Source organism: Streptomyces sp. NPDC048612, assembly GCF_043199295.1.
Taxonomy (GTDB): domain Bacteria; phylum Actinomycetota; class Actinomycetes; order Streptomycetales; family Streptomycetaceae; genus Streptomyces.
On the sequence record NZ_JBICVV010000006.1, the window covers coordinates 145,994 to 164,689 of the forward strand.

General features: G+C 72.9%; 17 protein-coding genes. 12 read left to right on the plus strand and 5 right to left on the minus strand.

Annotation, left to right across the window (positions count from 1 at the left end):
- Positions 1 to 67: 67 nt before the first annotated feature.
- From ACGFN2_RS12340 to ACGFN2_RS12350, 3 genes are all read left to right on the plus strand, one after another.
- On the plus strand, positions 68 to 1,459 hold the full coding sequence (locus ACGFN2_RS12340; protein ID WP_393359646.1) for a sensor histidine kinase: 1,392 nt from the start codon (positions 68 to 70) through the stop codon (positions 1,457 to 1,459).
- The gene (locus tag ACGFN2_RS12345; RefSeq protein ID WP_393359647.1) at positions 1,456 to 2,136 is read left to right on the plus strand and encodes a response regulator; all 681 of its coding nucleotides are present in this window, start codon (positions 1,456 to 1,458) and stop codon (positions 2,134 to 2,136) included. Before ACGFN2_RS12340 ends, ACGFN2_RS12345 begins: the two co-directional genes overlap by 4 nt.
- Positions 2,137 to 2,295: 159 nt before the next feature.
- On the plus strand, positions 2,296 to 3,540 hold the full coding sequence (locus tag ACGFN2_RS12350; protein WP_393359648.1) for an acyltransferase: 1,245 nt from the start codon (positions 2,296 to 2,298) through the stop codon (positions 3,538 to 3,540).
- Between the two features lie 45 nt (positions 3,541 to 3,585).
- Here the strand turns inward: ACGFN2_RS12350 and ACGFN2_RS12355 are convergent, their stop codons facing one another.
- Both ACGFN2_RS12355 and ACGFN2_RS12360 read right to left on the minus strand, forming a co-directional pair.
- Positions 3,586 to 4,611 carry an aldo/keto reductase gene (locus tag ACGFN2_RS12355; RefSeq protein WP_362608476.1) on the minus strand — a complete coding sequence of 342 codons (1,026 nt, stop codon included), beginning with the start codon at positions 4,609 to 4,611 and terminating at the stop codon, positions 3,586 to 3,588.
- Positions 4,612 to 4,618: 7 nt separating this feature from the next.
- A complete protein-coding gene (locus ACGFN2_RS12360; RefSeq protein WP_362608478.1) occupies positions 4,619 to 5,107 on the minus strand; it encodes a MerR family transcriptional regulator in 489 nt (162 codons plus the stop codon).
- A 201-nt stretch (positions 5,108 to 5,308) separates the two neighbouring features.
- On the opposite strand from ACGFN2_RS12360, the gene ACGFN2_RS12365 reads away from it, so the two are divergent.
- On the plus strand, positions 5,309 to 6,130 hold the full coding sequence (locus tag ACGFN2_RS12365; RefSeq protein WP_393359651.1) for a serine hydrolase domain-containing protein: 822 nt from the start codon (positions 5,309 to 5,311) through the stop codon (positions 6,128 to 6,130).
- A gap of 63 nt (positions 6,131 to 6,193) precedes the next feature.
- Here the strand turns inward: ACGFN2_RS12365 and ACGFN2_RS12370 are convergent, their stop codons facing one another.
- The gene (locus tag ACGFN2_RS12370; protein WP_393359653.1) at positions 6,194 to 6,865 is read right to left on the minus strand and encodes a pirin family protein; all 672 of its coding nucleotides are present in this window, start codon (positions 6,863 to 6,865) and stop codon (positions 6,194 to 6,196) included.
- A 57-nt stretch (positions 6,866 to 6,922) separates the two neighbouring features.
- On the opposite strand from ACGFN2_RS12370, the gene ACGFN2_RS12375 reads away from it, so the two are divergent.
- From ACGFN2_RS12375 to fabF, 5 genes are all read left to right on the plus strand, one after another.
- Positions 6,923 to 8,107 carry a helix-turn-helix domain-containing protein gene (locus tag ACGFN2_RS12375; protein WP_362608484.1) on the plus strand — a complete coding sequence of 395 codons (1,185 nt, stop codon included), beginning with the start codon at positions 6,923 to 6,925 and terminating at the stop codon, positions 8,105 to 8,107.
- Between the two features lie 89 nt (positions 8,108 to 8,196).
- Entirely contained in the window at positions 8,197 to 9,138 is a 942-nt protein-coding gene (locus tag ACGFN2_RS12380; protein ID WP_393359655.1) for an ACP S-malonyltransferase, read from the plus strand.
- A 13-nt stretch (positions 9,139 to 9,151) separates the two neighbouring features.
- A complete protein-coding gene (locus ACGFN2_RS12385) occupies positions 9,152 to 10,198 on the plus strand; it encodes a ketoacyl-ACP synthase III (RefSeq protein ID WP_362608488.1) in 1,047 nt (348 codons plus the stop codon).
- A 104-nt stretch (positions 10,199 to 10,302) separates the two neighbouring features.
- Positions 10,303 to 10,551 carry an acyl carrier protein gene (locus tag ACGFN2_RS12390; protein WP_006605825.1) on the plus strand — a complete coding sequence of 83 codons (249 nt, stop codon included), beginning with the start codon at positions 10,303 to 10,305 and terminating at the stop codon, positions 10,549 to 10,551.
- Between the two features lie 76 nt (positions 10,552 to 10,627).
- Positions 10,628 to 11,893, plus strand: a complete 1,266-nt coding sequence (gene fabF / locus ACGFN2_RS12395) for a beta-ketoacyl-ACP synthase II (RefSeq protein ID WP_362608490.1) — start codon at positions 10,628 to 10,630, stop codon at positions 11,891 to 11,893.
- Positions 11,894 to 12,144: 251 nt separating this feature from the next.
- Here fabF and ACGFN2_RS12400 read toward each other — a convergent pair whose 3' ends face one another.
- A complete protein-coding gene (locus ACGFN2_RS12400; protein ID WP_393359658.1) occupies positions 12,145 to 12,639 on the minus strand; it encodes a DUF3145 domain-containing protein in 495 nt (164 codons plus the stop codon).
- A 322-nt stretch (positions 12,640 to 12,961) separates the two neighbouring features.
- Here ACGFN2_RS12400 and ACGFN2_RS12405 point away from each other — a divergent pair, with 322 nt between their 5' ends.
- The 3 genes from ACGFN2_RS12405 (at position 12,962) to ACGFN2_RS12415 (ending at position 16,003) form a co-directional block, all read left to right on the plus strand.
- Entirely contained in the window at positions 12,962 to 13,876 is a 915-nt protein-coding gene (locus ACGFN2_RS12405; protein ID WP_362608493.1) for an SGNH/GDSL hydrolase family protein, read from the plus strand.
- Positions 13,877 to 13,928: 52 nt separating this feature from the next.
- Entirely contained in the window at positions 13,929 to 14,975 is a 1,047-nt protein-coding gene (locus ACGFN2_RS12410; protein WP_393359660.1) for an aldose epimerase family protein, read from the plus strand.
- 329 nt (positions 14,976 to 15,304) lie between these two features.
- Positions 15,305 to 16,003, plus strand: a complete 699-nt coding sequence (locus ACGFN2_RS12415) for a DUF4097 family beta strand repeat-containing protein (RefSeq protein WP_393359662.1) — start codon at positions 15,305 to 15,307, stop codon at positions 16,001 to 16,003.
- A 59-nt stretch (positions 16,004 to 16,062) separates the two neighbouring features.
- Here the strand turns inward: ACGFN2_RS12415 and ACGFN2_RS12420 are convergent, their stop codons facing one another.
- Positions 16,063 to 18,588 (minus strand): beta-glucosidase, encoded by a 2,526-nt coding sequence (locus tag ACGFN2_RS12420; protein WP_393359664.1) that lies wholly within the window; start codon positions 18,586 to 18,588, stop codon positions 16,063 to 16,065.
- Positions 18,589 to 18,696 lie beyond the last annotated feature (108 nt).

Genomic DNA, 18,696 nt, shown 5'->3' on the forward strand with positions numbered 1-18,696 from the left:
TACGGGGTGAAAGCCCGGCCCCAGGTATGACGCACCCGCCCGCGCCCTCCGCTTAGATAGAGGCGCGATGAGTGGACGAGCTGCCGAACCCGAACACGAGCCGGCGCACGGCCCCGTGCGTGAGACGGCCGGTCAACAGGCGCTGCGCGCCGCACGGCAGGCGCTGCGCCTCCTGGCCGTGGAACTCGGCACCCCGACCGAGCCCGGCACCCCGCTGCTGGGCAGCGTCCGCAGTCCCTGGCTGCGCCGGCTGCCCTACGTCCTCGCCTTCGGGTTCGCGGTCTCCCTGCTGCCGACGACCATCACCGTGCTCAGCAACGACTACGGCCTCACCGGCCGGCTGGCCGGCGCGCTCGCCACCGCGCAGACCGTGCCGCTGCTGCTCGCGGTGACCCGGCCGCTGCAGGCCTGGTGGGTAATCTTCGCGGCGGATGTCGTCGGTGCCGTGGCACTGACCGGTGCCGACGGGGTCGTGGGGCGCGCCTGGCCCTGGCCGCCGATGGAGATCGTCGGCTATCTCGCGCTGATGCTGGCGCTGTCGCTGCGCGAGCGCCGCCGCACCCTGACCGCCGTCTGGCTGACGACCGGTGTGGCGGGCCTGCTCTCCGAACCGTTCAGCCCCGACGGCGGCGACAACACCTGGGTGCTGCTGTTCGTCCTCACCGGTGTGGTGCTGATGATGGGCGCCACGCTGCGCGAACGCGGCGACGCCCAGCGCAAGTTGATCGAGCAGGAGACCATCAGCGAGGCCGAGCGCGCGCACCGGACGCTGCTGGAGGAGCGCGCCCGGATCGCCCGTGAGCTGCATGACGTCGTCGCCCACCACATGTCGGTGATCACCGTCCAGGCGGCCAGCGCCCCCTACCGCATCAGCGGGATGCCCCGGGAGGCCGAGGACGAGTTCGGTGCGATCGCGGCGACCGCCCGGGAGTCGCTGGCGGAGATGCGCCGGCTGCTCGGGGTGCTGCGCAGCGAGGAGGCGGAGCAGCACAGCGGCCCGGAGAAGACCCCGCAGCCCGGGATCGGCATGCTGCCGAAGCTGGTCGAGGGGACCGTACGGGCGGGTGTGCCGGTCGAGTTGGCGCTGCCGGAGGAGCCGGTGGCGCTGGAGCCGGCGGTGGATCTGTCCGCGTACCGCATCGTGCAGGAGGCGCTGGCCAATGTGGTGCGGCACGCCCCGGGGGCACCGACCCGGGTGTCGGTGACGCCGGCCGCGGACGGTGCGCGGCTGACCGTGCTGGTCGTCAACTCCCCGCCGTCCGCGCCGTCCGCGCCGCTGGAGACCGGCGGCACCGGCCACGGCCTGGTCGGGATGCGCGAGCGGGTCCGGCTGGTGGACGGTTCGCTCGACACCGGGCCGCTGCCCGACGGCGGATTCCGGGTCGCCGCCCAGCTCCCCCTCGCCCCACCGCCCTCCCCGGCCTCATCCCTCTCCGTAAAGGACTCCCCCTCCGTATGACCACGCGCGTGATCATCGTCGACGACCAGGCCATGGTGCGTGCGGGCTTCGCCGCGCTGCTCGCCGCGCAGAGCGACATCGATGTGGTGGGCGACGCCCCGGACGGGGTGCAGGGCGTGGCGCTGAGCCGCCGGACGCACCCCGATGTGGTGCTGATGGACGTGCGGATGCCGGAGATGGACGGCCTGGAGGCGGCCCGTCAGCTGCTCGAACCGCCCGCCGGGGTCACCCACCGTCCGAAGGTGCTGATGCTGACCACCTTCGACGTCGACGACTATGTCTACGAGGCGCTGCGCGCCGGGGCGTCCGGCTTTCTCCTCAAGGACGCGCCGCCGGCCGATCTGATCTCCGCGGTCCGGGTCGTGGCGGCCGGTGAGGCGCTGCTCGCGCCGTCCGTGACCCGGCGGCTGATCGCCGACTTCGCCCGCTCGGGGCCGGTGGCCCGCAAGGGCCGCCCCTCGCTGCGGCTGAACGGGCTGACTCCGCGCGAGACGGAGGTCCTGGAGCTGATCGCCCGCGGGCTGTCCAACCAGGAGATCGCCGATGCCCTGATCGTCGCCGAGCAGACGGTGAAGACCCATGTCAGCCGGGTGCTCGCCAAGTTGGCGCTGCGGGACCGCGCGCAGGCCGTGATCTTCGCGTACGAGTCGGGGCTGGTCTCGCCCGGCGAGCGGTAGCGCCCGGCTCCCCGGGTGTCTCTCCTCCGGGAGGAGGAGCGCGGCCCGGGCCCCCTACCCCCGTAGCCCCCGGGAGTCGGTTCCCCGGGGTGACGCCTCGTCATATCCCCTCTTCCTAGGTTTCCCTCCGGCGCATCCACGGGAGAGGGAGACCCCACCATGTCCAGGCTGTGCACCATCGCCCGCGGCAGACGGCCGCGCACCGGCGCCGCCCTGGCGGCCGTGGCGGCGCGCACGCCCCCGGACCGCGACCGCGCGCTCGACGGTCTGCGGGCGCTGGCGCTGCTCGCCGTCCCCACCGGCCACTGGCTGGTGGGCGGCTTCACCCTCGACGCCGGGGGCGCACTGCACAACGCCAGTCTGCTGACCGCCGTCGGCCAACTCGCCCCGGCCAGCTGGGTCCTGCAGCTGCTCGGCCTCTTTTTCCTGGTCGGCGGGCACGCGTCGGTGCTGTCCCTGCGGCGCGCCACCGAACGGGGCGAGTCCACCGGGACCTGGCTGCGCGGCCGGCTGGTGCGGCTGGGCCGTCCGGTGCTGGGGGTGACGGCCGTATGGGCGCTGCTGCTGCCCCTCCTGTACGGACTGGGCGTGCCCGAGGCGACGCTGCGGACCGGGGCGACGCTGGTGATCCAGCCGCTGTGGTTCGTCGGCGTCTACGCGGTGATCACCGCGCTGACGCCGTACTGCCGTCGCGCCGCGCGGTGGCTGGGCGTCTGGGCCGCGGCCCCTCTGGCGGTGTCGGTGGCCGTGGTGGACTTCCTGCGCTACGGGCCGTACGCCGACGCCGTGCCGCCGTGGCTGAGCCTGCTCAACCTGCTGCCCGGCTGGATGTTCGCCTATCAGCTCGGCGTCTCCTGGGGCGAGCGGCGGCTCGGCCGACGGGCCGCCTGGTCGCTGCTGCTGGGCGGCGCCGCGGTGTTCGCCACGCTGCTGCTGTGCTTCCACTACCCGGCGAGCATGGTCGGCGTTCCCGGGCAGCACCGGACGAACTCCCACCCGCCGTCGCTGCTGGTCCTGGCGCTGGCCGCCGCCCAGTCCGGCGCCGCGGTGCTGCTCCGTGACCGGCTCGCCCGGCTGCTGCGCCGGCCGGCGCTGTGGGCGCCGGTGGCGCTCGTCAACCTCTCCGCGCTGACGGTCCTGTGCTGGCACCAGACGGCGATGCTCTCGCTGGCCGTACCGGCGTCCTTCCTGGGGCAGGTCCCCGGGCTGACGACGGCCCCGGACGCCCTCGGCTGGCTGCCGCTCCGGCTCGCCTGGCTGCCGGTCTTCGCCGTCGCGCTGCTCCTCATCGGCCGCACCACCCGCCGCTTCGAAGCCCCCTGGACCGGCGCCACCCGCCTCCGCCGCACCGCTGCGGCGCTCCTGGCCACCGGCTTCGGGGCCTTCGCGCTGGGGCTGGCCTAGTAGGGGCCGGGAGTCCCTGCCCCAACTAGGCCGTCCCCGACGGCACTACTCCCGTCCCGCCGAGGTGAGCGTCATGTCCGCGTACCGCTCCCCCGCGACCTGCCCGGCGATCGGCTCCAGCCGGGCCAGGTCCTGGTCGGTCAGCCGGAGGCGGGTCGCCCCGGTGTTCTCCTCGATCCGGCTGCGCTTACGGGTGCCGGGGATCGGGACGACGGCCAGGCCGCGTGCCGTGGCCTGATGGTGCAGCCAGGCCAGCGCGATCTGGCCGGGCGTGGCGCCATGGGCGTCGGCGATCGCGCGGACCGGCTCCAGGAGCGCGGCGTTGGCGGCCGCGTTGTCGCCGGTGAAGCGGGGCTGCGTGCGCCGGAAGTCGTCCGCGGCCAGCTCCTTGTCGGCGCTGACGAACGCACCGGTCAGGAAGCCCCGGCCGAGCGGGGAGTACGGCACGAGGCCGACGCCCAGCTCGGCCGCGGTCTGCACCACCCCGCCCTCGATGTCCCGGCTGAACAGCGACCACTCGGACTGCACCGCCGCGATCGGGTGCACGGCCTGCGCCGCGCGCAGTTCGCTGCCGGTCACCTCGCTCAGCCCCAGGTGCTTGACCTTGCCCTCGGCGACGAGTTCGGCCATGGCGCCGACCGATTCCTCGACGGGGACGTTCACATCACGCCGGTGCATGTAGTACAGGTCGATCTCGTCGACGCCCAGGCGCTTCAGGCTGCTCTCGACGGCCTGGCGGATGTACGGCCGGTCGTTGCGGATGACGCGCTTGTACGGGTCGTCCGGGTGGTCCGGGTCGGGCGAGATGGCGAACTTGGTGGCCAGCACGACCTCGTCGCGGTGGGCCCGGATGAAGGGGCCGATGAACTTCTCGTTCTCCCCCATGCCGTACATGTCGGCGGTGTCGAAGAGCGTCACGCCCAGTTCCCTGGCCCGCTCCAGCGTGGCCAGCGCCTCGTCGGCGTCCGTCGGGCCGTAGGCGAAGCTCATGCCCATACAGCCCAGACCCTGCACCCCGACCCGCGGTCCGCCGGTGCCCAGCTCGACCGTCTCGATCTTCTCGCTACCCATGGAGACCTCAGAACCTCTCGGACGCCCGCCGGGCGTCGGCATAGATGTCGATCTTGTAGTCGAGTACGTCCAGCGTGCTCTGCAGCTCGGCTATCCGCTGCCGTACGTCCTCGCGGTGCGCGGTCAGCAGCTGCTCCCGCTCGGCGAAGGTGCACTCCCCGGCCCGCACCAGCTCGGCGTAGCGGACCATGTCCGCGACCGGCATACCGGTCAGCCGCAGCTTGGCCACCAGGCCCAGCCAGTCCAGATCGCGGTTGGTGAAGCGCCGCTGCCCGGTGTGGGTGCGGTCCACGTGCGGCATCAGGCCGATGCGCTCGTACCAGCGCAGGGTGTGGGCGCTGAGGCCGGTGTGCTCCGCGACCTCGCTGATCGTGTACCGGTCGCGGCCCGCCGGCCGTGGATGCGGGGGCGCGGCGCGGCAGTCGTGCACCGCCGCCGGCAGCTCCCTGACCGCGGTCGCGCCGCTCGCCGCCGGTCCGCTCTGCATCACCGTCATGCCCCGTCTCCCCTGTCGCGCCGGATGTCTGCCGGCGGTGTCGCCGGATGCCTCTCGACGGCTTCAACGCTAGAGACTTCGAGTGCACTCCAGGCAAGCGCCGATCAAGGGAAGACTTGACCGGATTTTGGGGCGCCGGGGCCGGACCGGGGGATCGGGGCCCCGGCCGGGCGCTCGGGGGCAGGCCCTAAGCTCGTGGGCATGCAGAGCCTGCGGATGATCGAGAACTGGCCGGTACCGACCGCTGCGGCCGCCGTCGTGCGCGCCGACGGATCGGTGGCCGGCGCGTACGGCCCCCTGGAGCAGCGCTTTCCGCTGGCGTCCGTGACCAAGCCGCTCGCCGCGTACGCCGCGCTGCTGGCCGTCGAGGAGGGAGCCGTCGAGCTGGACGAACCGGCCGGGCCCGAGGGGTCCACGGTGCGCCATCTCCTCTCCCACACCTCGGGGCTGGCCTTCGACGAGCCGCGCCCGATGGCCGCGCCGGGCACCCGCCGGATCTACTCCAACGCCGGTTTCGAGGCGCTGGGCGACCACATAGCAAAGGCGACCGACATCCCCTTCGCGCAGTACCTGCACGAGGCGGTGCTCGCGCCGCTCGGGATGACCGCGACGGAGCTGCCCGGTTCGCCCGCCAAGGACGGGGTCTCCACGGTCGCCGACCTGATCCGTTTCGCGGCCGAGCTGCAGGCGCCGCGGCTGCTCGCGCCGGAGACGCTGACGGCGGCGACCCAGGTCGTCTTCCCCGGTCTGACCGGTGTGCTGCCGGGCTACGGGCACCAGAAGCCCAACGACTGGGGGCTGGGCTTCGAGATCCGTGACGGCAAGTCCCCGCACTGGACGGGCGCCTCGTCCTCGCCCCGCACCTTCGGGCACTTCGGACAGTCCGGGACGTTCCTGTGGGTGGACCCGGACGCCCGCGCGGCCTGTGTGGCGCTCGCCGACCGGGCCTTCGGGCCATGGGCGGTCGAGGCCTGGCCGCCGCTGACCGATGCGGTACTGGCCGAGCTGGCACAGACGGCCTGACCCGGCGGGGACGGGCCGGACGGCACCAGGCCGCACCGGCCGCCCGCCCCGCACCGCACCGGCTCACCCGTACGCCGGTTCCGGCCCCATCTCCCACACCAGGCACTCCGCCGCCGCCAGCCCCCGCAGCTCCAGCCCCGCCGCGTCGGTGATCCGCGCCGCGTCACCGGCCTCCAGCCGCTCCTCGCCGAGCCGTACGGCACCGCGCACCACCTGCACATACGCCCGTGCGGCATCCGGGACCGCGGTCCGTTCGCCGTCGGCGAGGCGGCGCACGTGCAGCAGGGCACCGGCCCGCGGCACCGCGTACGGGGTGCCGTCGGCGATCCCCCGCACCACCTCGTACGACGGCTCCCCGCCGGCGTCCCGCGGTGCCAGCCACATCTGGACGAAGCACAGCGGCCGGTCGCCGTCGTTGCGCTCCACGTGCCGGACGCCGCCGGCCGCGCTGAGCCGCTGGAGATCGCCCGGGCGGACGGTGGTCTCGTGCCCGGCCGAGTCGCGGTGGGTCAGCTCCCCCTCGACCACCCAGGTCACGATCTCCGTGTCGCGGTGCGGGTGCTCGTCGAATCCGGCGCCCGCCGCCAGCCGCTCCTCGTTGCAGGCGATCAGCGCGCCGAACCGCAGATTCTCCGGGTCGAAATGCGGCCCGAAGGAGAACGCGTGCAGCGACGCGATCCCGGCCTCCGCGTCCCCGCCCGGATACCGTTCATGGCCTCTCCGCACCTGAATCATGGGCCCACGGTAGCCCCGCCCCCGCACCTCCCCGCCCCGATAGTGCAGGCTTGTCCCGTGTCTGAACCCGCATCGCGCGACGCGCACCCGCACTCCGCGACCCTCCGGCGCCTGGAGAACTCGTCCGGCAAGCTGGCGGCCGCCGCCATCGCCCGCATGGACGCCACGCTGCCGTGGTACCGCGCGATGCCCCCGGAGAACCGTTCCTGGATCGGCCTGGTGGCGCAGGCCGGTATCGCCGCGTTCACCGAGTGGTTCCGGCATCCGGAGACCCCGCAGGCGATCAGTACCGACGTCTTCGGCACGGCGCCGCGCGAACTGACCCGGGCGATCACCCTGCGGCAGACCGTGGAGATGGTGCGCACCACCATCGAGGTCATGGAGTCCGCGATCGACGAGGTCGCGGCGCCGGGCGATGAGTCCGTGCTGCGCGAGGCGCTGCTGGTCTACGCCCGGGAGATCGCCTTCGCCACCGCCCAGGTCTACGCCCAGGCCGCCGAGGCCCGCGGCGCCTGGGACGCCCGGCTGGAGTCGCTGGTGGTCAACGCGGTGCTGTCGGGCGAGGCCGACGAGGGCGCGGTCTCCCGCGCCGCGGCGCTGGGCTGGAACTCCCCCGAGCATGTGTGCGTGGTGCTGGGCACCGCGCCGGACGGGGACAGCGAACTGACCGTGGAGGCCATCCGGCGCGCCGCCCGGCACGCCAAGCTCCAGGTGCTGACCGGTGTGCTGGGCTCCCGCCTGGTGGTGATCGCGGGCGGCTCGGACAACCCGCTGAAGGCCGCGAAGGCACTGATCGGGCCGTATGCCGCCGGTCCCGTGGTGGCCGGTCCGGTGGTCGCCGACCTGCTGGCCGCGACCCGCTCGGCGCAGGCCGCGGCCGCCGGGCTGCGGGCCTGTGCCGCCTGGCCGGACGCCCCGCGGCCGGTGCTCGCGGACGATCTGCTGCCGGAGCGCGCGATGGCCTCGGACCCGGTCGCGCGCGAGCAGCTGGTGGAGGAGATCTACAGACCGCTGGAGGAGGCCGGGTCGGCGCTGCTGGAGACACTGAGCGTCTATCTGGAGCAGGCGAGCAGTCTGGAGGGGGCCGCCAGGATGCTCTTCGTGCACCCCAACACCGTGCGCTATCGGCTTCGACGTGTGACCGACGTCACCGGCTGGTCACCCTCCGATGTGCGCTCGGCGTTCACCCTCCGTATCGCGCTGATCCTGGGGCGTCTGGCTGACGGTGAGGCACAACCCTAGACTTTTGTCGGACACCAACAATTCCCCCGATGGTTCTTCGTCCCTGTCCCCACGGGCGGGCGGAACCACCCACAAGAGAGAGTGTGAGGGTGCTCGTACTCGTCGCTCCCGGCCAAGGCGCTCAGACGCCCGGCTTCCTGACTCCCTGGCTCGACCTTCCCGGTGTCGAGGACCGGCTCCGTGCCTGGTCGGACGCCATCGACCTGGACCTGGTCCACTACGGCACCAAGGCGGACGAGGAGGAGATCCGCGACACCTCGGTGGCGCAGCCGCTGCTGGTGGCCTCCGCCCTGCTCTCCGCCAGGCAGCTGTTCCCGCAGGCCGACGCCGTCGCCGCACAGGCCGGCGCGGTGGCCGGCCACAGCGTCGGTGAGCTGGCCGCCGCTGCGCTGGCCGGCACGCTGTCCGACGAGGACGCGATGGTGCTGGTGCGCCGGCGCGGTCTGGCGATGGCCGAGGCCGCCGCCGTCACCGAGACCGGTATGGCCGCGCTGCTGGGCGGCGACGAGGCCGTCGTCATCCCGCATCTGGAGCAGCTGGGCCTGACTGCGGCGAACGTGAACGGCGCCGGCCAGATCGTCGCCGCGGGCACCGCCGAGCAGATCGCCGCGCTGGTCGAGAACAAGCCGGAGGGCACTCGCCGGGTCGTACCGCTGAAGGTGGCCGGCGCGTTCCATACTCACCACATGGCTCCCGCCGTCTCCGCCCTGGAATCCGCGACCGCCCAGCTGCCGGTCGCCGATCCGTACACCCGCTACGTCTCCAACAAGGACGGCGCGCTGGTCTCCTCCGGCCAGGAGCTGGTGCAGCGGCTGGTGGGCCAGGTGGCCAACCCCGTGCGCTGGGACCTGTGCATGGAGACCTTCAAGGAGCTGGGGGTCACCACCCTCATCGAGGCGGCCCCCGGCGGCACGCTCACCGGCCTGGCCAAGCGCGCACTGCCCGGCGTGCGGACCCTCGCCCTCAAGACGCCCGACGACCTCGACGCGGCCCGCACGCTGATCGCCGAGCAATCCGCACCGGCCGAATAGGAGTCCGCAGCGCATGACCTCGAAGATCAAGCCCTCGAAGGGCGCCCCGTACGCGCGGATCATGGGCGTCGGCGGCTACCGCCCGACCCGTGTCGTGCCGAACGAGGAGATCCTCAAGCACATCGACTCGTCCGACGAGTGGATTCGTTCGCGGTCCGGTATCGCGACCCGCCACTGGGCGGGCCCCGAGGAGACCGTGGCGACCATGTCGGTCGAGGCGTCCGGCAAGGCCATCGCCGACGCGGGGATCACGCCCGAGCAGATCGGCGCCGTGATCGTCTCCACCGTCTCGCACTTCAAGCAGACCCCGGCGGTCGCGACGGAGATCGCGCACCGGATCGGCGCCGGCAAGCCGGCCGCGTTCGACATCTCGGCGGGCTGTGCGGGCTTCGGCTACGGCCTGACCCTGGCCAAGGGTCTGGTGACCGAGGGCTCGGCGGAGTACGTGCTGGTCCTCGGTGTGGAGCGGCTCTCGGACCTGACCGACCTGGAGGACCGTGCGACGGCTTTCCTCTTCGGTGACGGGGCCGGCGCGGTGATCGTCGGTCCGGCCGACGAGCCCGCCATCGGCCCGACGGTCTGGGGGTCGGAGGGCGACAAGTCCGAGACCATCAAGCAGACCCTCGGCTGGGACGTCTACCGCCCCACCCCGGTGCCCGGAGGGGACGCCCCCGAGGGCCGTCCGGCTCCGGAGGAGATCCGCTACCCGGCCATCACCCAGGAGGGCCAGGCGGTCTTCCGGTGGGCGGTGTTCGAGATGGCGAAGGTCGCCCAGCAGGCGCTGGACGCGGCCGGCATCAGCCCGGACGACCTGGACGTCTTCATTCCGCACCAGGCCAACATGCGGATCATCGACTCGATGGTGAAGACTCTGAAGCTGCCGGAGAGCGTGACGGTCGCCCGCGACGTGGAGACCACCGGCAACACCTCGGCCGCCTCCATCCCGCTCGCCATGGAGCGGCTGTTGGCGACCGGACAGGCCAAGAGCGGCGACACCGCGCTGGTCATCGGCTTCGGGGCGGGTCTCGTGTACGCCGCTACGGTCGTTACCCTCCCCTAGGCAGATCTGCGCAGCACCGTACGTCCCCGGACGTCTCGGCCGTCGCAAGGATCTTCACCGCAAGTAACGCAGTTTCCCCATAAAATGACCGAAGGAGCGCCATCATGGCCGCCACTCAGGAAGAGATCGTCGCCGGTCTCGCCGAGATCGTGAACGAGATCGCCGGGATTCCCACCGAGGACGTCCAGGTGGACAAGTCCTTCACCGACGACCTGGACGTCGACTCGCTGTCCATGGTCGAGGTCGTCGTCGCCGCCGAAGAGCGCTTCGACGTGAAGATCCCGGACGACGACGTCAAGAACCTCAAGACGGTCGGCGACGCGACCGACTACATCCTCAAGCACCAGAGCTGATCCAGCTTCTGCGCAGTCGCCACCCCGCGGTGGCGCCGTCGATTCAGACCCCTCTACCCGTGGAGTAAGAATTCCCGTGAACGCGACCAATCGCACCGTGGTCGTCACCGGTATCGGCGCAACCACACCGCTGGGTGGCGACACCGCTTCGACCTGGGAGGGCCTGCTGGCCGGACGCTCCGGCATCAGCACCCTCGAACAGGAGTGGGCCACCGATCTGCCGGTCCGTATCGCCGGTCAGATCGCCGTCGAGCCCTCCGAGATCATTCCGCGCCCGCAGGCCCGCAAGCTGGACCGCTCGGCGCAGTTCGCGCTCGTCGCGGCCCAGGAGGCCTGGAAGGACGCGGGCTTCACCGCCAAGGCCGGCGAGGACACTGCGGTCAACCCCGACCGTCTGGGCGCCGTCATCGCCTCCGGCATCGGCGGCGTGACGACCCTGCTCGACCAGTACGACGTGCTCAAGGAGAAGGGCGTCCGCCGCGTCTCCCCGCACACCGTGCCGATGCTGATGCCGAACTCGCCGTCCGCGAACGTCGGTATCGAGTTCAACGCCCGTGCCGGTGTGCACACGCCGGTCTCGGCCTGTGCGTCGGGCGCGGAGGCCATCGGCTACGCGATCGAGATGATCCGCTCCGGCCGCGCCGACGTCGTCGTCGCGGGAGGCACGGAGGCCGCCATCCACCCGCTGCCGATCGTCGCGTTCGGCAACATGATGGCGATGTCCAAGAACAACGACGACCCGCAGGGCGCCTCGCGTCCCTGGGACGTCGACCGCAACGGCTTCGTGCTCGGCGAGGGCGCCGGCGTGATCGTCCTGGAGTCCGAGGAGCACGCCAGGGCCCGCGGCGCCAAGATCTACGCGGAGGCCGTCGGCCAGGGCATCTCGGCCGACGCGCACCACATCACGCAGCCCGAGCCGTCCGGCAACGGCATCGCGGCGGCGCTGCAGAACCTCCTCGACAACACCGACCTCCAGCCCGCCGAGATCGTGCACGTCAACGCGCACGCGACCTCGACGCCGGCCGGTGACGTCGGTGAGCTCCGGGCGCTGCGCAAGGCGTTCGGTGACGACGTCGACCACATGGCCATCACCAGCACGAAGTCGATGACCGGTCACCTCCTGGGTGGCGCGGGCGGCGTCGAGACGGTGGCCACGGTCCTCGCGCTCAAGAACCGCGTCGCCCCGCCGACGATCAACATCGACCAGCTCGACCCGGAGGCCGACGCCGACATCGTCCGCGGCGAGCCCCGGCAGCTGCCGGCCGAGGGCCGGATCGCGGCCCTGAACGACTCGTTCGGCTTCGGCGGCCACAACGTGGTCCTGGCCTTCCGTACGGTCTGAGGCACCTTCGGCACACCCTGAGGGCCCGCCCGGTGGAAACCCACCGGGCGGGCCCTCGGGCGTGTCAGCCGTCTCCGCCGCCGAAGCTCGCGAAGTACGCCGCCACGGCGTCCTCTTGGCCGCGCCCCTCGCCGGTGCCGTTGATGACCGTCAGCACCCCAGTCGTGCTGTCGCGCAGTCCCCGGAGCGGGCGCGGAGGCGAGCGCCGCCCGCGCGTCGGGGCGCGCCGGGCCCGGTCCGAACGGCGGGTCCTAGACGACCTGGTGGAGCCAGCGGACCGGGGCGCCCTCGCCCGCGTAGCGGAAGGGTTCCAGCTCGTCGTCCCAGGGTTTGCCGAGCAGCTTGGCGACCTCGGCGGCGAGTTCGGTCTCGCCGCCGGCCGCGCGGACGACCGCGGCGCGCAGCCGGTCCTCGGGGATGAGGATGTCGCCGTGGATGCCGGTGACGGCGTGGAAGATGCCCAGTTCGGGGGTGGAGCTGTAGCGCTCGCCCTCGGCGGTGGAGCAGGGTTCCGCGGTCACCTCGAAGCGCAGCAGGTGCCAGCCGCGCAGCGCGGAGGCCAGCTTGGACGCCGTGCCGGCCTCGCCCTGCCAGGAGAACTCGGCTCTCCAGGTGCCGGGGGCCGCCGGCTGGCGAATCCAGTCGAGGTTGACGCGCACGCCGAGGACGCCCGCCACGGCCCATTCGACGTGCGGGCACAGCGCGCGCGGAGCGGAGTGGACGTACAGAACTCCACGTGTCGTCACCGGGACCTCCAGTGCGGTTCGAGGTTCGCCTTCCCCAGCGGCCTCGTGCCCGTTCCGGTTGCGGCCGGGACAGTTGTCATTCTGCCCCGGTGATCGCTTCGGCACCAGCATGCTGGTGACCTACAGTAAACACCATTGGGCGGAATTTGCCGCAAATGGGACAGGAAATGACGTGATGCAATTTGTCTGTGCCGACTGCACTCGCCACTTCGGGTCACCGCCCGGCAAGCACGGGGCAAAGCTATCGCGCGGTGCCGGTCGAGGGGGTGACGTACCGTCGGTACCCGAAGAGATATCACTCGCACGCCGGAGGGGACAGGGGATGACGCGGATCGATCGGCCCTTTCGCCCGTGGCGGCGCCGCCTCGGCCGCCGTTCCTCACGCACCGTCGCCCTCGGTTCCGCACTGGTGATCGCCCTCACCGCCTGTAGTGGCGGCGGCTCCGCTCCGCAGTCCGGCGCGGCGGGCAAGCGGAAGGCCGCGAAGGCACCCGTCTGGCGCACCCACCCCCGCTCGATCGCGGCCCTCGGCGACTCCATCACCGTCGGCTTCGACGCCTGTACGGTCCTCTCCGACTGCCCGCAGGTCTCCTGGTCCACCGGCACCAGCCCCAAGGTCGACAGCCTGGCCCGACGGCTCGTCAAGAACCCCGCCGAGCAGAGCTGGAACCTCGCCCGCGCCGGTGCGCTGATGACCGATCTGCCGGACCAGGTCACCGCGGCCGCCGACCGGAAGCCGGAGCTGGTCACGGTGCTGATCGGCGCCAACGACGCCTGCCGGCGCGACGTGCGCTCGATGACGCCGACGGACGCCTTCCACGCCGACTTCGCGCGCTCCATGAAGTATCTGCGGCGCGCGCTGCCGCACACCCAGGTGTATGTCGCGGCGGTGCCGGATCTGCTGCGGCTGTGGTCGGAGGGGCGCAAGAACCCGCTCGGCAAGCAGGTGTGGAAGCTGGGGATCTGCGGGTCCATGCTGCGCGATCCGGACGATCTGACGCCGGCGGCGCAGGACCGGCGGGAGCAGGTCCAGGACCGGGTGCGGGACTACAACTCGGCGCTGGCGGAGGTGTGCGGCAAGGACCCGCTGTGCCGGTTCGACAAGTCGGTCTTCGACTACCGCTTCACGGGGCGGCAGTTGAGCACCTGGGACTGGTTCCACCCGGGCACCGGCGGCCAGAAGCAGCTGGCGGAGCTGGCGTTCCGCACCATCACCCGGCCCGGCCGCGGCGGTTGACCGCGCTCCCCCGGGCTCCGTCCCGGTGGCCGGCGGGCATAGGGTCGCTGCCATGACGACGCAGGTCAGCAGGGAAGCCTTCGGCGCACTGGACGACGGTACGCGGGTCGACCGCTGGACCCTGGATTCGGGGCCGGGCGGGGTGCGGGTGCGTGTCCTGACCTATGGCGGCATCGTCCAGACGGTGGAGGCACCGGACCGGGACGGGGCGCGGGGGCAGCTGGCGCTGGGGTTCGCGGACCTCGGCTCGTATGTCGCGCACGGCGGGTCGCACTTCGGCGCGCTGGTCGGGCGGTATGCGAACCGGATCGCCGGGGCCGCGTTCCGGCTCGACGGCCGGACCTGGACGCTGACGCCCAACGACGGGCACAACAGCCTGCACGGCGGGGCGCGGAGCTTCTCCCGGGTGGTGTGGGACGCCCGGCCGGTCGACGGCGGGGTGCAGCTGCGCCGGGTCAGCCCGGACGGGGAGGAGGGCTTCCCGGGCGCGCTGGACGTGCGGGTGACATACGCCCTCTCCCGCGATGGCGCGCTGCGGATCGTCTCCCGTGCGCGGACCGGCGCACCGACCGTCGTGAACCTCACCAACCACACGTACCTCAATCTGGGCGGGGACGGCAGCGGCAGTGCCGCCGGCCACCGGCTGCGGCTGGCGGCGTCCCGGTACACGCCGTGCGACGACAGCGGCATTCCGCTGCCCGGCGCGCCGGCCGAGGTCGCCGGCACCCGCTTCGACTTCCGGGCGGAGCGCGCGGTGGACGGGGCCTACGACCACAACTTCGCGCTGGACGGCGGGGTGCGCCACGCGCTGCGTACGGTCGCGGAGTTGTACGACCCCGTTTCCGGCCGCGCCCTGGAACTGGCCACCACCGAGCCCGGACTGCAGCTCTACACCGCCGGCCATCTCGACGGCACCCTGACCGGCACCTCCGGCGTCCCCTACGGGCCGGCGGCCGGACTGGCCCTGGAAACCCAGCACTTCCCGGACTCGCCGAACCGGCCGGACTTCCCCAGCACGGTGCTGCGGCCCGGCGAGACCTACCGGTCGGAGACCGTGTACCGCTTCTCGGTGCGGGCGGGGAGTGCGGGGGACCCCTAAGGGGTGTCGTTCGGATCAGGGCGGATCAGGGAGCGGGGTCTGGTGCGTGCGATCGCAAGGCGGAGGAGGGAGTCGACGCGGAGCGGTTGGGGCCTCCCCTGCTCGAGCGAAGCCGAGAGCTTGGGGAAGAGTGACGACAACGCGGCGAGCGTGCGCACCAGACCCCGCGAGCCCGCCCTGATCCGAACGACACCCCCTAAGGGCACGGCGGGGCCAAGGTCATCCTGTGCGGCGACGCCGTGGGGCGGGGCGGCGCGGAACGATGGCGGTGATCGGTTGTCCGGTCCGTTCCGTTTCCGTTCGCCGCCTTTTCCGGGAGACCTCTCATCATGGCCCGCCTGCGTACCCCTCATCTCGTGCTGTCCTGTGCGGCGTTGGCCGTCATGATGGCTGGCTGCTCGCTGACGGACTACGGCCCGGTGAAGAGGGCGGAGCGCACGTACACCGTGGACGGCAGGGTCACCGCACTGTCCGCGACGACGCACGGCGGGAACATCGAGGTCGTCCCGGTCGGCGCGGGCGGCCCGGTCAGGGTGACGGAGAAGTACGTCTACAACGACAGCAAGCCGAGCCCGGAACACCGCGTCGAGAACGGCACGCTGACGCTCAAGGCCGAGGAGTGCGGCATGGGGCGCCGGTGCGAGGTCGCCTACCGGGTGCTGCTGCCGCGCGACGCCCGGGTCGACCTGCGGACCAGCGGCGGGGACATCACCGTCCGCGGCGCCGCGGGCGGCATCGCCGCGGAGACCAGCGGCGGCAACATCGCCGTCAAGGACTCCGCGGCCCGCGCGATGAAGGCGAGGACCAGCGGCGGCAACGTGGATCTCGCGCTGTCCACGGCCCCGGACGAGGTGTCGGGCCGCACCAGCGGAGGCAATGTCACCATCCGTCTGCCGAAGGGCGCCTACGCCGTGGAGGCCACCACGAGCGGCGGCAACCGCAAGGTCTCCGTCGCGACGGACGAGAACTCCGCGCACAAGGTCACGGCTCGCACGAGCGGCGGTGATGTGGCGGTGGTGCCCTCATGAGGGGACGGCGGGACCGGCGGGGGCGTCCCTGGGGAGGAGCGCCCCCGCCCATGGCCCGGTCAGCCGACGGTGACCTCCGCCGTCAGCCTGCGGTCGTCGACGCTGTGCGCCGCCTCGACGAGGTAGACGCCCTTGACCCGGTGCCAGCCGTCGCCCTCCGCGTCCCAGACGGCGAACGCGCGGTCCGGCAGCGGGATCTCGGCCTCGGCGCTCTCACCGGGACCGGCCTCGACGACGGAGAAGCCGGCCAGCCAGCGCTCCGGGCGCTCCGGAGCGTCCGGGGCGGCGTCCGCGGTGGGCGCCAGGTAGATCTGGACGACCTCGCGTCCGGGCCGGTCCCCCGCGTTGCGGACCCGCACCCGCACCGAGTCCGGGGTGGTGTCCAGCGACTCGTACTCCCAGTCGGTGTAGCCGAGGCCGTGCCCGAAGGGGTAGGCGGGGGCGGCCGCGGACCGCTGCCAGCCGCGGTAGCCGACGAACACCCCCTCGGCGTAGTCGAGTTGCCCGTCGGCCGGGGTGACGGTGGTGACCGGGGCGTCGTCGAGGCGGGCGGGCCAGGTGGTGGGCAGCCGGCCGCCCGGCTCATGGGTGCCGAGCAGCACGTCCGCCAGCGCAGCCCCGGCCTCCTGGCCGGGGAACCAGCTCAGCAGCACGGCCGGGACCTCCTCGCGCCACGGAAGCTCCACCGGGGAGCCGGAGTTGACGACCACGACGGTGTGCGGGTTGGCGGCGGCGACCCGGCGCACCAGCTCGTCCTGGCGGCCCGGCAGCCGCAGCTCGTCCCGGTCGAAGCCCTCGGACTCGGTCTCCTCGGTGGTGCCGACGACGACGAGCGCCACATCGGCGCCGGCCGCGGCGCGGACCGCCTCGGTGATCTCCGCGTCCGCGTCGCCCCGCGGCGCCCGGTGGCCGAGGGAGAACGTCAGCGCGGCCGGCCCCTCGCCGCGGTCCGTTCCGTCCGGGACGTACCGCAGGCCGACCTCGACCGGCTCGTCCGCCGTGAGCTGCGCCGTGACCCGTCGTTCGGCGGGGTTCAGGAACGCCTCGAAGGGGTCACCGCCCGCCGGTGCGCACCGTCCGTCGAAGAGCACCGCGCCGCCGACGGTCAGCCGCAGCTCACCGGTGCCGGTGACGGCGAGGGTGTGGCTGCCGGTGTTCCGCGGGGTGAAGCTGCCGGTCAGTTCGACGGCGCTCAGGTTCTGCCGGGTGACGCCCTCGGGGAAGCGGCCCATCACCTGCACCCTGCCGTCGTGCTGCGCGGTCTCAGCGAGCGTCCGGCCGTCCGCGGCCAGGTAGCGGGCGCGCAGGGTGAAGCCCTCACGGGCGTGCGGGACCCGGCAGCGCGGATCGGCGCCGGCCGCGAAGGTGATCTCGACGTCGTCGGGCAGCGCGGCGCGCAGCCCCTCCAGCGGGGAGACGACCGCCTCGGGGAAGACGGTCGCGGACCCGCCGCCGAGCACCCGTGCCTCGCGCGCGGCCCCGCCGATGACGGCGACCCTGCGGACCGTGGCGGCGTCGAGCGGCAGCGCCCGCCGCGCGCCGTCCACCGGCTCGTTGCGCAGCAGGACACACCCCCGCCGGGCGACCTCACGGGCCAGCGCCCGGCCGTCGATCCCCCGCGGGACCTCGTCCGGGCCGACCGCGGCCGGCACCCCGTCCAGGCACCCGGTGCGGGCGGCGAGCAGCAGCACCCGGCGCACCGCGTCGTCCACCTCCGACTCGGCCACCTCCCCCCGGCGGACGGCCTCGGCGAGCGGCGCGCCGTAGACCGTACGGGGCCCCGGCATGGCCACGTCCAGGCCGCCGCGCAGGGCGCGCACGGTGTTCCGGGCGGCCGTCCAGTCGGAGACGTTGCAGCCGTCGAAGCCCCACTCACCGCGCAGGACGCCCTGGACGAGGTCCCGGTGTTCGGTCATCGTCGCGCCGTTGACCTGGTTGTAGGCGGTCATCACGGCCCAGGGGCGGGCGTTTTCCACGAGGTGCTCGAAGGGCGCGAGATAGAGCTCGCGCAGCGGGCGGGGGGCGATGCGGTTGTCGACGGTGAGCCGGTCTGTCTCCGCGTCGTTGCCCACGAAGTGCTTGACGGTCGCGCCGACGCCGCCCTCCTGCACCCCGCGGACATATCCCGCCCCGATCTCGCCGGTGAGCAGCGGGTCCTCCGCGTAGCACTCGAAGTGCCGGCCGCCGAGCGGTGAGCGGTGCAGGTTGACCGTGGGCGCCAGCAGGACGTGCACGCCCTTGCGGCGGGCCTCCTGGGCGAGGAGCCGACCGGCCCGGCGGGCCAGCTCGGGGTCCCAGGTGGCGGCCAGCGCCGTGGGGCTGGGCAGCGCGACCGAGGGGTCCGCGGCGTTCCACTCCTGGCCGCGCACCCCGACCGGGCCGTCCGACATCACCAGCGACCGCAGCCCGATCGCGGGCACGGCCGGCAGCGTCCACATGTCCTGGCCGGACAGCAGCCGGGTCTTGGTGTCGAGGTCGAGCGCGGCGAGGGCCCGCTCGACGGCCGCGGTGTGCTCCTGCGCGCGGCCGGGGCCATGATGGTGGGCGGCGTCAGCGGTGGGGCCGTGGGGATGGTGGTCGGTCATGCGGCTCTCCGGTGTTCCCTGGGTGGACGTGCGAACCCCCGTGTCCGGATTCTTGTCGGACTACCTCCCGACCGGTAGGCGCCGTTACTTTTCCGTTACATCAGTCGT

Bases quoted from the DNA above. Each gene is read 5' to 3' on its own strand.
- ACGFN2_RS12415 (WP_393359662.1), top strand. From the start codon at position 15,305: ATGGCCCGCCTGCGTACCCCTCATCTCGTGCTGTCCTGTGCGGCGTTG.
- ACGFN2_RS12405 (WP_362608493.1), top strand. From the start codon at position 12,962: ATGACGCGGATCGATCGGCCCTTTCGCCCGTGGCGGCGCCGCCTCGGC.
- ACGFN2_RS12355 (WP_362608476.1), bottom strand. From the start codon at position 4,611: ATGGGTAGCGAGAAGATCGAGACGGTCGAGCTGGGCACCGGCGGACCG.
- ACGFN2_RS12420 (WP_393359664.1), bottom strand. From the start codon at position 18,588: ATGACCGACCACCATCCCCACGGCCCCACCGCTGACGCCGCCCACCAT.
- ACGFN2_RS12410 (WP_393359660.1), top strand. From the start codon at position 13,929: ATGACGACGCAGGTCAGCAGGGAAGCCTTCGGCGCACTGGACGACGGT.
- ACGFN2_RS12350 (WP_393359648.1), top strand. From the start codon at position 2,296: ATGTCCAGGCTGTGCACCATCGCCCGCGGCAGACGGCCGCGCACCGGC.
- ACGFN2_RS12385 (WP_362608488.1), top strand. From the start codon at position 9,152: ATGACCTCGAAGATCAAGCCCTCGAAGGGCGCCCCGTACGCGCGGATC.
- ACGFN2_RS12370 (WP_393359653.1), bottom strand. From the start codon at position 6,865: ATGATTCAGGTGCGGAGAGGCCATGAACGGTATCCGGGCGGGGACGCG.
- ACGFN2_RS12340 (WP_393359646.1), top strand. From the start codon at position 68: ATGAGTGGACGAGCTGCCGAACCCGAACACGAGCCGGCGCACGGCCCC.
- ACGFN2_RS12390 (WP_006605825.1), top strand. From the start codon at position 10,303: ATGGCCGCCACTCAGGAAGAGATCGTCGCCGGTCTCGCCGAGATCGTG.
- ACGFN2_RS12365 (WP_393359651.1), top strand. From the start codon at position 5,309: ATGCAGAGCCTGCGGATGATCGAGAACTGGCCGGTACCGACCGCTGCG.
- ACGFN2_RS12360 (WP_362608478.1), bottom strand. From the start codon at position 5,107: ATGACGGTGATGCAGAGCGGACCGGCGGCGAGCGGCGCGACCGCGGTC.
- ACGFN2_RS12345 (WP_393359647.1), top strand. From the start codon at position 1,456: ATGACCACGCGCGTGATCATCGTCGACGACCAGGCCATGGTGCGTGCG.